Origin of the sequence: Arenibacter catalasegens, from assembly GCF_002909235.1 — a bacterium.
In the GTDB taxonomy this organism is placed as follows: domain Bacteria; phylum Bacteroidota; class Bacteroidia; order Flavobacteriales; family Flavobacteriaceae; genus Arenibacter; species Arenibacter catalasegens.
The window spans coordinates 114,975-127,614 of sequence record NZ_PHQQ01000008.1 but is presented as its reverse complement, the minus strand read 5'-3'; the positions used below and the strand labels follow the sequence as shown (position 1 = coordinate 127,614).

The window sequence follows — 12,640 nt, the reverse complement described above, 5'->3', positions numbered from 1 at the left end:
GAGTCCCAAAACTGGGACTCTGTCGAAGTAACCCCTGCAGTCATTTCGATCGTTAGAGAGAAATCACACAAGTGGCTTTAGCCTAGTACGTGCGATTTCCAGTCGCCACCTGGAAAGGGACCTCGTGGATGTGACTGAGCCGGTTCTTTAAGCCTTAACTTATTCTATTCTTTCTTAGTAATAATCTCTATAACCCCGTGTTTTCCTAATTTTCCATACTTATTGGAGGTGGACTCACCCGGTGCATAACTGCCTACGCCTTCAACTTCCGAATATTTCATGGTGGGCACATAGTTTTTTCCCTTGTTTACACCGTTTACAAAGATCACTGCTTTTTCCATTCCCTGTTTTCTATATGAACTTATATTTAAAATATCATTCGGGTCGTTCATATTGATGCCGTAACCCACTTTCCATTTACTATTTGGAGTAGTGCCATTTTCACCCTTTTTGACTTCAATACTTTCAATGGAGCCCGCTGGAAGGCTATTCCAATTGGAGTTGGGTTGTGAGGCATTGATGTTGCTACTAGACTGGACCTTCCATTCACTTTTTTTAGTAGTGATTTCTACTACTCCATTTTTCTCTCCTTTTTTGCCGTATTTATTCAAGGCTGCTTCATCTTTATAAACGTTTATGCTTTCAATAGAACTTGGTAGGATACTACCCAAGTCAAAATCTGATTCTTTTTCCACCCCATCAATAATGAACAATGGTTCCTTATCGGATTTAATGTAGGTGTATGGATTGTTTTGCGTATTGGCGGGGGTTTTGTCGGCTGCTATCGCGTTATGATAACTTTTGGTGGTGATCTCTATCGCCCCAGTTTTTGCTTTTTCACCATATTTATTGGTAGCAGCAGCTCCCTTTAAAACATTAACACTATGTATTTTGGACGGATCCATACCAGTCGCTTCGGAGGCTACTGCAACGGCTTTTCCATCTACAACATAAATCGGGTTTATAGGGCCATAAACATTAGACGTGGATGATGCCTTAATACGGATTGTATCAGGACCATGATTAGTTTTTCGATTTTGTTGGTAGGTCTTTAGGCCTTCCATGTTGTCATATTTTTCCGATTCCTCCGACCCATGACCCATTGATATAATTTTATTATTCTTATCGGTTTCGACATAAATAGAAAAGGTATTGATCCCTTTCAAATCCTTAAATACGTTCTTACCGGTAACCGTTGTCTTGTCTGTCTCGGAAATTGTAATAGAAGAGGATATATTTATAATCTCGCCCATTGGATTTCGTTCAATATTTGTAAACGACTGGGTAGCGTTATAATCATTTTTTAGAGTGTTGGAGATTTTCTCCAAGTCTTCTGGTGTACTGGTTTTGTTAATGATAAATTCAACTTTGGTGGTGTCTGTACTACTGTTTTCCAATGATGATTCTTGTAGGTTAGTGGAGGTATTTACCCGTGTTACTGTTTTGGTATTAAAGGCCACTAAAAAGTAGGCAAGGAAGGGAATTACAATACAAAATTTCCAGGCTTTGAGATTGTTTGATCTGTTTTTGTTTAACATGACGATTCGTTTTTTGATTGATGAAGTAAAAAATGGATTGATGATGGATGAATATTGTTGGTCTGCTGAGGCATTTTTTAGCAATAGGTATTGATATTCCTTGGAGCTTTCCATGTTTTTTGTAACACACTGGTCTGCAATGTATTCCAAATTCTGTGATAGCGTTTTTTTGTAAAGCCAAACGAGGGGATTTACCCATTGAAACGCAGAAAATAAATGGATCAATAAGATATCCAAGGAATGCCATTGAAGTGAGTGTATTTTTTCATGGGCAATGATTTTTTCCAATTCATCTGGCTGGTGAAGGGCCGGATTGTATACTATGAGATTGAAAAAGGAAAAGGGAGAAGTATCGGCTTTGGACTCTATAAATTTAAAGCCTTTGCTATTAACAATAGTTCCTTGTTTTATCAATCGCTTTAAGGATAGTAATTGCATCCCAAGTCGACCTACGAAAAAGAGGACTCCACAGACGTAAAGGATGGCAACGAGGTTCCACCAATCAAATGTTGGATTTCTTACAGTAACGGATTCCATAATCGGGGATTCGGTCAAAGTAATGGGTAGGGGGTCCACCATGACAATCTCGGTAAGTGTCCATAAGGGAAATAACAGGGCCATAACAATCCCTGAAATTAGAAAAACTCTATGTAAGGTGAAGAGGGTCTCCTTTTCTAGAAAGAGTTTAAAACAGCACCAAAAAAGACCGAGAATACCACTGCTTTTTACTAGGTAAATAAAGAAATCTTCCATTAGTTGTTTTTTTCTATATGCTTTATAATTTCTTTCAATTCTTCCACACTGATCTTATCCTCGGAAGCAAAATGTGAAACCAGATTCTTATAGGAATTATTAAAATAGTCTTCAATGGCCCCGTTAATAAATTGTTTTCTGTATTCCTCTTTGGCAACCACAGGATAATATTGGTGGGTATTTCCGTAGGCCTCATGGGATACATATCCCTTCTCTTCTAAATTTCGAATAATGGTGGATAGCGTGTTGTAATGGGGTTTGTCTTCGGGGAATTTGGCAAGAACGTCCTTAACAAAAGCCTTCTCCAATTCCCATAAAATTTTCATTACCTCTTCCTCCTTGTTGGTCAATTTCTTCATCACTGCTTTATTAATCATCTGTTGGGCGTTTCGGCAAAAGCCGTCAGGCTTTACGTTGCAAGTCCTCGTTCTGGTGTCCAGAACTGTGGGCTTTTCACTCCAATCCTTAACGCAAGCCAAACATAAAACTATATTTTTAGTTATGCAACTATAAAAGAAGTTATAGAACTATTTGTGTAGTTTTTCTTGGTTAAAGCCTATATTAATGATGCCTTTTGGTTATTGATAATTAATTTTTAATTCATTTTCTCTCTTTTTTGCATATAAATGCTAGGAAAAATCGTCGATGAGGCCTCTTTTTAGACTTTTTGTAGTTCAGAAATAATCGTCTGTCTAAGTGCCCTCCGCGGTCATTTCGAACGATAGAGAGAAACCGAAGGTTCACGAATACCCGTAAAATAGAAATGTCATGCGCTAAATCACACTTCTTGCTCAAATCAAAGATTAGGCTTAACTAGTTTAAACGGACTACAGCAACCAAGTATATGCGACTTCTCTCCCGTTAGCTATCGGGAGTACCGAAAAGGGACTCTGTCGAAGTGACTTCCTTAGTCATTTCGAACGACTGGTATGGATGAGAAACCGAAGCTTAAGCGGAGGTTCACGAATACCCCTAAAATAGAAATGTCATGAGCTAAATCACACAACACGCTCTGTCATTACATATTTCGTTATACTCATCACTTCGGATAAACTGAAAGTTCACGAATACCCCTAAAATAAAAATGTCATGCGCTAAATCGCACATCTAGCTCAAATCAAAGATTCGGCTTAACTAGTTTAAACGGACTACAGCAACCAAGTATATGCGACTTCTCTCCCGTTAGCTATCGGGAGTACCAAAAAGGGACTCTGTCGAAGTGACTGCAAGTTCATTTCGAACGACTGGTAGGGAGGAGAAACCGAAGCTTAAGCGGAGGTTCATGAATACCCCTAAAATAGAAATGTCATGAGCTAAATCACACAACACGCTCTGTCATTACATATTTCGTTATACTCACCACTTCGGAGAAACTGAAGGTTCACGAATACCAATAAAATAGAAATGTCATGCGCTAAATCACAGGTTTAGCAGTTCTAAAAATCTAAAAATTAGGGCTTGGCCTTTTAAGATTACTGGATTAGGTAGGGGAAAAGACTGTTTCAATAAAATATTAATGGGATATGTTTAAAATAATATTCCGTAAGCAGTTTGATAAAAGGATTTTATGTATCTTTTAAATTAAGGAAGACAATAGGACTTCAGTTCTTCATTTCGTTCCCAGCAAAATTACTTTAATAACAATAACTAAATCAAAATATGAAATTTGTAATCCTATCCCAAAATCCCAACTTGTATTCTACTAAGCGACTTGTTGAGGCAGGGGAAAAAAAAGGGCATGAAATGTTGGTAGTAGATCATGGAAAGTGCGATCTGGTCATAGAAAAGAAAAAGCCCGGGCTTATTTATCAAGGGAAGGAAATCATCGACGTTTCAGGGGTAATACCTAGGATAGGGGCGTCCATAACCTTCTATGGTACCGCGGTGGTAAGACAGTTTGAAATGATGAAAGTCTTTACGGCCGTTGAGTCACAGGCCTTGGTCCGTTCAAGGGACAAACTGCGAAGCCTACAAATTTTATCCCGTGCTGGTTTAGGACTTCCTAAGACGGTATTCAGTAATTATTCCAGGGACGTAGGTACCATTATAGATAATGCAGGTGGTGCGCCAGTGGTCATTAAATTATTGGAGGGTACTCAAGGTCTTGGGGTGGTACTGGCGGACAACAGGAATTCCGCAGAATCCATATTGGAAGCCTTTAATGGGTTAAAAGCAAGGGTAATTGTACAGGAATTCATCAAAGAAGCTAAAGGAGCCGATATTCGTGCCTTTGTTATAGATGGGGTAGTGGTAGGAGCCATGAAAAGGCAGGGAAAGGAAGGGGAGTTCAGATCCAACCTGCACCGCGGCGGTTCGGCCAATATTATTGAATTGACAGATGAGGAGGAAAATGCAGCCATAAAAGCGGCTAGAGTAATGGGACTTGGAGTGGCAGGGGTAGATATGCTTCAATCTGCTAGGGGACCACTGATTTTAGAAGTAAATTCGTCTCCCGGTTTGGAAGGTATTGAGGCCGCGACCGGTAAAGATATTGCTGGTCTTATGATAAAATATGTGGAAAGACATGCCGAATAAGAAAAATGTATTATTGGGCCAAACCATTTTGCCAGGAAAGGGGATGTTGCTAAATCTGGATATAGCCAAATTGCATACAGGGACAAAAATTGAAGTTCCTATCATTGTTCAACGAGGAAAAAATCCAGGTCCTGTTTTATTAATAACGGGAGGCATTCATGGGAATGAAATTAACGGAGTAGAGATTATTCGCAAATTGATTTCCAAAAAATATAACAGACCGGATTGTGGAACGGTCATATGTATCCCAGTGGTCAATATATTCGGTTTTTTGAACCAAACCAGGCAGTTCCCTGATGGGCGAGATCTAAATAGAGTGTTTCCAGGGAGTCCCCGTGGCTCCTTGGCCAGTAGGTTTGCCTATCATCTTATGAAAGAAATTGCGCCAAAGGTAGATTATTGTATTGATTATCATACAGGAGCTGAAAGCCGATTTAATGCACCACAGACCAGGATAAATAATGACGATGAACAATGTATGGAATTGGCAAAAGTATTTGGCGCACCATTTGTTGTATTGGCAAAAACTAGGGAGAAGTCGTTTCGGGAAGCATTGGCCAAAATGGGTAAAAAAGTATTGCTTTTTGAAGGGGGAAAATCCTTGGATATAAATAACCAGATTACAAAGATGGGGATTGCAGGTGCGCTTAGGGTAATGGATCATTTGGGAATGAGGAATTTTACCGGAGAGTTAAAGCTAATGGAGGCAAGGTCTCCACACCCAGTGACCATTGGGTCATCCCAGTGGATTAGGGCAAAATATTCTGGCATGTTTCACCCCTCTATTTCTTTAGGGAGTAAAGTATCAAAAGGAGATCTTCTAGGGAATATATCCGATCCGTTTGGCAACTTTGAACGGAGAGTAAATGCGTTGAACGATGGACATATCATATGCATCAACCAATCTCCAATAGTAAATCAGGGCGATGCTATTTTTCATGTGGCGCAGGATTGAACCTTCAAGTCCTCAATCTAGTATCCAGGACTTGAAGTTTTTCAATCCATTCCTTAAAGGAGGATAAAAATAATTATTTAACAGGGGTGAGGTTAATGTTTGTGTATACTAGTCAAAACTAGGTATATTCATAGATTCACCTCCCTTTAGTGCTGATGAATGCGCAACAATCCCTGGTGCCGTATACGCTAGGGCTTCATGAATATTGATTTCTGGGTCACGGTTGTTTACAATAGCATCAATAAACTCATGGGTTATAAACGAATGGGAACCATCATGCCCACTACCATGTCTAAGTTCTGCAGGTAACATATCCGTCTCCCACCACAGAGGTTGATCATATTTTTCTACCCTACTTTTTTTGTTTTTAAAACCTGCGTCATCCTTTCCAATAACATCTGATGCCCATACCATGGTGGAATCTCCTCCTCCATGCTCAGACATGTAAAAGCTCATTTTATCGCCCCGCCACTCTCCTCTTTCAACTTCGCGTAATGCTCCCTTCCAGTTCACTTCTACACGAAAAGGTGTTCCTCTGTTAGTCTTGAAAAAGGCTGTTTCGTTCCAAAAAGGGTTGTTGTATGGATTGTTTTGTAATAATGGACTATCATCTCCCCAACCCATAGCGCTAACCTGGGTTAGCCGTTCCCCTGTTACAGAAATTAAGAACGAAGTACAATGTGTAGGATATAACATAGGTGGTACCCCATGTCTCCAAGTGGCCTTACCATCCTCAAAATATAGTTCCTCCAGTCCTGGATGATTATATTCGGCTGCGGCACTGAAAACCTTCCCGAAAGTTCCTTCCTTATAAAACTTTTTAGCCGATATGGTAGCTTGTCTATAAACGCTGGTTTCGGCCATCATATAGGTAAGTCCAGTACGTTTCACTGCTTCCTTTAATTCATAACATTCTTCCAAGGTCCAAGCGGCTGGTACTGCACACAAAACATGCTTTCCCGCGTTTAGGGTGGCCAAAACATGCTTTGCATGGTCTGGAGCAGGGGTAGCAATAAATACGGCTTCGATTTTAGGATCCTGCAGCAATTTTGCCAAGGATTCATAACTTTTTTTACAGGAATATACTTCCATAAGACGGGTGCGGCGATCTGCACGTAAATCACTTACTGCTTCTACAATACAATTGGGGTGTTCATGAAAATAAAAGCCGGCACCAAACCTTCCTCCGACAATACCAATTCTAACCTTTTTATTTACGGCGGGTATGTTTGCAAAAGCAAAATGAGGGACTAAGGCCAGGGCGCTGCTGCCCATTAATGCTGTGCCTAAAAATTTTCTTCGATCGGGATTGGTGGTGACACCATTTTTTATTGCTTTCATAACCTACTATTATTTCTATTTCGTGAGCTTAAAATTCAGTTGCCAATTACGTCCTATACTTCAGGGATTATGGAAAGTCTCCAATAGGCACAGTGTTTCTGTCCTATAGTAAGGTCCCTTTTAGGTAAATTATCACTTAATATCGGCCTCGTCCCAAACCTTACCGGTTTTTGCATCTATCATTTGAATAGATACTTTTTCTCCTTCAATCTTAACGGACAATACGTAAAACATAGATTCAGGGATATCGGTTTCGGTACCATCGGCAGCGTGGAATTTATAAGGGGCAATGCCCTCTCCTTGCTCTTTATCAACCTTTTTACCGTAATAGGCATCTCCTTCAATAGCATCCTTTTCCCTTTTCAACGAGTATATACTGGCACCGGCACCGGCAGAAATAATGTAATTGGTGCCATTTCTTTTAGTGCGGTAATAAATATGATCGTGTCCGCTAAAAACTGCAGTGACATTGTATTTGTCAAATAGTTTGGTGGTTTCCGTTTCTGCTCCTTCCACATCTTCATAGGATTTGCTGCCCATTGTATAATGAGGACGGTGTTTGTATACAAAAATGTGTTTTCCTTTAGCTTTCCTTAATTCTCTCTTAAGCCATTTTAATTTTTTGGGATCATCTTTTACTTTGGGCCAGGGCAAGGCAATAAATTTGGCATTGCCATAAGTAAAACTATACATGGCCTTTTTCATTCCAAAGAAATTGCTGAAATTTTCTACGCCATCTTCCCCACCAGATTCTTCATGGTTACCTACGGTTGGCCACATAGGATATTTTCGCATAAACCATCCCCCATCCTCGTCCAAAGTTTTATAATCTATCTTGCCTTGGTCACCAGCGCCTCGGTTCACTAGATCGGCAGTAGTAATACAGAAATCAGGTTGCAACATATCCGCCCTTTTTAAGACACCCGGGAAATGTTCCGACCCCTTGGAATCCCCGAACACCAAGAAGTGCATTTGTGTAGGTTTTTTACCTTTTCTAGCCCGTAATTGATCCATTTTTGGCTCAGGGTTATAGGGGTTCTCAGATTGTTGTGCGTAAGAGCTAATCCCAAATAAAAGGACAAAAACGATAATCAACAGGGATTTCAAATGCTTCATGAAGTAATTTTTAATGGATAATAGGGTGCGTTATTATAATGTTCATTTAATTCCAAATTAAGATATAATTATTCGATATCCCAGTAGTATAAAAAAGGAAAATCTAATTGTTAATATTTTGTTAAGGCCTAGAATGATTAATGTTTCAATGGGAATTTTTTAAGATTGGGGACAAACTAATGTATTTGGACATGGCTTCATTTAACAAAACTTTATAATTTGGCTTATCCGTACTAATTTCATGGTTTCCCTCTTTGTGAATATTTTCGGTTGGGGTATTGTTATAGGAAATACCTGGAGTTTTTTCATTTGAAAACAAATAGTTGTCTTTAACAATGTTGGTCGAAGCCCTATGAAAGCGGAGTGGAGATTTGGCAATATTATAAATTAGATTGTTTTTAACCAATACATCTTTGGTTCCTTCATCCAAAAACATCCCATTACTTTCGGCTCTCCCCGCGTTGACAGAAATATCATGAATGTGATTGTCAATCAATTTACTTCCCGGTTGTAAACCCAACATGTAAATTCCACCCCCGTCACTAAGTTTTTTCATTACATGGTGAATATGGTTATGTTCTATAGTGTTATCCCTACAGGGTGTTGCTTCCGGGCTCCACATCCAACCAACGGATATACCGGTATAGGGTAGGTCATATATGTTGTTGTTCTTTAGCATTGTCTCAGCCGTTAGTCCACCCCATATTCCTACCGCACCATAGAATTGTACACCGCAATCGGATATATCGCAGTCCTCCACGGTATTGCCTAAGGCAGCCTGTTGAGGGGATACCTTCCACCATGGTTCACCAGAAATCAGTCTATCTTGTCCTTCGCCAATCATAACCCCATTTCCAGAAATATCGCGAATTATGCAGTTTTTTATAGTACAATTGCTACTTCCAGTTCCCAACCAGATGCCACTTCCTCCCAAGGAAGCGAATTCACAATTTATAAATCGAATATTGGTGGCCCATGTTGTCCGGACAGCTGCTGGCACCACCGCCCATTCTTTATAGCCTTTTTGGGTATCAAAATGACAGGCTTGAATTCCCGCATAGGTCTGGTTAGGGATATTCCATTTACAATGTTGGAAGCTAATCCCTTCAAAACTAACATTGGACATGGGGAGCTGTTCACTACCTTCCAAAAGCAATAGGGATTCTGCAACTGGGACCTCTATGGATAGTTGGGAGGGATCCATGTTTATTGGTAATTTTAGGTAAATTTTGGAGGCCGAACTGTCCAAAAACCATTCGTATTCCATATCCAAAAATTCAATAGCATTTTCTAGGAAATACCGAGGGTGTGGCTCCCAATTATCTAGATTAAAAAAGTCCAAGCCTTTGGCACCGATAGAATCGGCCGCAATGATTGAATTAAGGTTCTTATCAATGTTTTTAATGGGAATCCTGGTAATGGACCAATCGTGTAATACAACCAGTTCTACTTCCCCAGGTTTCTTTGGTTGTGGAAAGTCGCCCGTATGATAAGTAAAATTGGTTCGTCTATCGGCCCCTACTTCCTTCATCCTTAGGTATTCTTTGTTTGGATGTTTGGCGCGCATAGCACGTTTTCCTTGAACGAACAATTCGCGAAAACTACCATGATTTTTGGAAATTTTCGATACCCATATTCCATCTCCAGAAGATGTCCAATCGTCTAGTGCCAATGCCCCTGAGATTATAGGTCTTGAGCCTTCAGCCGCCTTAAATTCTATGGGAATTTCACTTTTCTTAACCGCAGAATCAATAACAATCGGATTATTTATGCGATAGAGCCCATCATTAAGCCAAACAACAATTTTCTGTGGATTATAGGATTCATACGTCTCCAATAGTGCGGTGGCCTTATGAAGTGTTTTGATCGGTTTATCATAAGTCCCTGAGCTGGAATCAGAGCCAGTTGGTGAAACAAAGATTTCTTTAATTTCCTGTGCCCAGGAAAGCTTGGTCATGAAAATAAGGATAATGAAAAAAAGTATTTTAATATTCACTTCTCTATTCATCTTTATAGCCGTTTTTGTCACCATTTTTACTAATTATTGATAATCCTCAGATTACCTTTAATAATTCTATACTAGCACCTTATCCCTATGGTTTTAACCATATTTCTTGCCCTGGATCGGTTTGAATGATTAGGGTCTCGCCATCCCAAGTATGGGTTACTTCATCATCAATGGAAATTTCTTTTTTCTGAAAGGGGTTTATTAGACGAAGTTCCCCTCCTTTTTCGGAAACGATTTTTACCCATTTCACGGCCCCGGATTCCATTTGTGCGGAAACCAAAAAGGCACCTTCTGTTCGTAATTTGCTAAAGCTTAGATTTTTCCAATCTTGGGGAATGGCAGGGAATAGGCGAACCGTTCCTGTGTGACTTTGTATCAACATTTCTTGAAGTCCTGCCGCATAGGCAAAGTTGCCTTCCAAAGTAAATGGTCTGTATGTGAAATTGGATTTTCCGGTACCCGATTGATCGCCATTTACGTGAAAGCTATTGGGCAGCACAAAGGAAGTAGCAAAGTCTTTTAAGGCTCTTGCAGCACCTTCTCCATCATAGGCCCTTGCCTTTAGGTTGCCCATCCAACTAAAGGAATAGCCAACCCATTCGCTAGTACCGGTTGCGTCTAAATTGGCAATGGTCTTTTCTATAATTTCTTTGTCCTTGGAGCCGTTTGCCGCATCTATTAATCCAAGTGGATGTATGGCCATTAAATGGGAGAAGTGACGATGCGATTCATTAAAAGATAAACTTGGAGAAAACATAAGGCCTGTTTCATCCACAGCATAATCCGGCCATTCTTTAAGGCTGGCTTTCCATTTTTCAGATTCCTCTTTTAGCCCTAGCTCCAGAGCTAATTCTGCAGCATGGGAATAAGTCCATTTAATCAATGCAAGGTCAAAATTGGTCATATCACCAAACCAGGCTTCACGTGAATTATTATGGATTTCGGGACTGGAACTAAGGGGTAGTTTTCTTTTTCCATCTTCACCCAAAACCGACAATTCGTCAAAATGAATAGCTACGTCTTTGATCCAAGGATAGGCCTCATTTTTTAGAAAATCGCGATCCATGGAATAGCGCCAATGCAGGTAAAAATGCTGTCCAAGCCAAGCTCCGACCGTAGGCCCAAAGGAATATTGGATCCAACCGCCCATAGGGTCTCCGGTCAAAGTGGTAACCCCAGGGACATTAAGTCCGTTAGTGCCATAGAAATCTTTGGTATACTTTTTAAAAGTGGGTTTGTATTGGATAAGCCAATCGATGAATCCTTGTTCCAAATCCAAATGATTACCAGAATAGGTAGGCCAATAGCTCAATTGTGTGTTTAGATCATGGTGGAAATCGCCTTTCCAAGGCGGTAATTTTCCATTATCCGCGGTCCATACACTTTGTAGTGATATTGGTGGTGCTCCTTGTCTGGCCGCCGATCCCAATTTGTACATTTCCATATACCATTGGTTTTGCAAAACAGGATCCGGAACCTTAATGGTTGACTTATTCCAGAAGGAATTCCACCAACCAATATGGCTTTCCAGGGAGGATGCAATTCCCTGTTGAAGCGATTTTGTTACAAGTTGTTCAGCGGTTTCTTTAGTTTCCTTTTCTGAGGTTTGGGAGCTGATGCTCCAACTACCTTGCAAACCTGAAGGGGTAGGTTTCCACTGGGTATGTGCCTGAAATTTAAAGTTGGACCAACCTTGCTGATCATAGGTAATAAAATGGTCTTTTTGGGTAACCTTACCGCCGTCATAATTCAGTCTTCGAAGGTCCTGCCCGGTAACCGGATTATCTGCGCCGGCCTGCTTTACGGAAACGTAGGCAGGTGGAATTATGGAGGGGTCTAGATCTCCCGTTATATTTTCAAAGGAATACCAGCCTATCGGTTCTGTAGCATGAACAAAAGTTTTTAGAAGGGCTCCACTCGTCCATTTAATCTCACAAATTGCCGTATCCAAATTCAATTTTACCGATTCCACTTCTCCTAGGCCACTTACATCAAATTCCAAGGCTCCTCCCGGTATTTTAGAGGGTGCGGGTGAATTGTCATAAGGAACATCATAGCGTTCTTGCACTTTGTTGTAACTGTTCTTGTCCCATTGTTCCTTGACCCAATCAAATCCGAAATCCTTAAAGTTTAGGTTCTCCATAGGGCGCAGGTCCCAGAGATCAGCCCGGTCCAAGGATAATCGCAGTTTCCCGTCTTTTTGCCAAATCAAGGCTCCTACTGTGCCATTTCCTAAGGGAATGGCTTCATCCCAAGTGGTGGCCAATTTATTGAAGCTAAGTTTGTATTTGGGAAGTCGGTCGAGTTCCACTTTTTTTGGTTCAGAATTACAACTGGCCATGGCGAAAATTATGGCTAGGAGGTACATTATTTTAGTCATCATATGTGTTATTT

General features: G+C 40.4%; 8 protein-coding genes. 2 read left to right on the top strand and 6 right to left on the bottom strand.

What is annotated here, in order from left to right:
- Nucleotides 1–164 precede the first annotated feature (164 nt).
- Together CWD90_RS08785 and CWD90_RS08780 are read right to left on the bottom strand one after the other, a co-directional pair.
- On the bottom strand, nt 165–2,291 hold the full coding sequence (locus tag CWD90_RS08785; protein ID WP_103475569.1) for a M56 family metallopeptidase: 2,127 nt from the start codon (nt 2,289–2,291) through the stop codon (nt 165–167).
- Nucleotides 2,291–2,650: a BlaI/MecI/CopY family transcriptional regulator gene (locus tag CWD90_RS08780; protein WP_103475603.1), complete on the bottom strand. Its 360-nt coding sequence runs from the start codon at nt 2,648–2,650 to the stop codon at nt 2,291–2,293. Before CWD90_RS08780 ends, CWD90_RS08785 begins: the two co-directional genes overlap by 1 nt.
- A gap of 1,300 nt (nt 2,651–3,950) precedes the next feature.
- On the opposite strand from CWD90_RS08780, the gene rimK reads away from it, so the two are divergent.
- Together rimK and CWD90_RS08770 are read left to right on the top strand one after the other, a co-directional pair.
- Complete coding sequence (rimK, locus tag CWD90_RS08775; RefSeq protein ID WP_103475568.1) at nt 3,951–4,826, top strand: 30S ribosomal protein S6--L-glutamate ligase; 876 nt, start codon at nt 3,951–3,953, stop codon at nt 4,824–4,826.
- Complete coding sequence (locus tag CWD90_RS08770; protein ID WP_103475567.1) at nt 4,816–5,781, top strand: succinylglutamate desuccinylase/aspartoacylase family protein; 966 nt, start codon at nt 4,816–4,818, stop codon at nt 5,779–5,781. Before rimK ends, CWD90_RS08770 begins: the two co-directional genes overlap by 11 nt.
- Before the next feature lie 108 nt (nt 5,782–5,889).
- On the opposite strand, the gene CWD90_RS08765 is transcribed toward CWD90_RS08770, so the two are convergent.
- The 4 genes from CWD90_RS08765 to CWD90_RS08750 form a co-directional block, all read right to left on the bottom strand.
- On the bottom strand, nt 5,890–7,122 hold the full coding sequence (locus CWD90_RS08765) for a Gfo/Idh/MocA family protein (protein ID WP_103475566.1): 1,233 nt from the start codon (nt 7,120–7,122) through the stop codon (nt 5,890–5,892).
- A 132-nt stretch (nt 7,123–7,254) separates the two neighbouring features.
- Nucleotides 7,255–8,238 carry a metallophosphoesterase family protein gene (locus tag CWD90_RS08760; protein WP_103475565.1) on the bottom strand — a complete coding sequence of 328 codons (984 nt, stop codon included), beginning with the start codon at nt 8,236–8,238 and terminating at the stop codon, nt 7,255–7,257.
- A gap of 145 nt (nt 8,239–8,383) precedes the next feature.
- Nucleotides 8,384–10,246: a right-handed parallel beta-helix repeat-containing protein gene (locus tag CWD90_RS08755; protein ID WP_192878003.1), complete on the bottom strand. Its 1,863-nt coding sequence runs from the start codon at nt 10,244–10,246 to the stop codon at nt 8,384–8,386.
- A gap of 85 nt (nt 10,247–10,331) precedes the next feature.
- Nucleotides 10,332–12,629 (bottom strand): glycosyl hydrolase family 95 catalytic domain-containing protein, encoded by a 2,298-nt coding sequence (locus CWD90_RS08750; protein WP_205161222.1) that lies wholly within the window; start codon nt 12,627–12,629, stop codon nt 10,332–10,334.
- Nucleotides 12,630–12,640 lie beyond the last annotated feature (11 nt).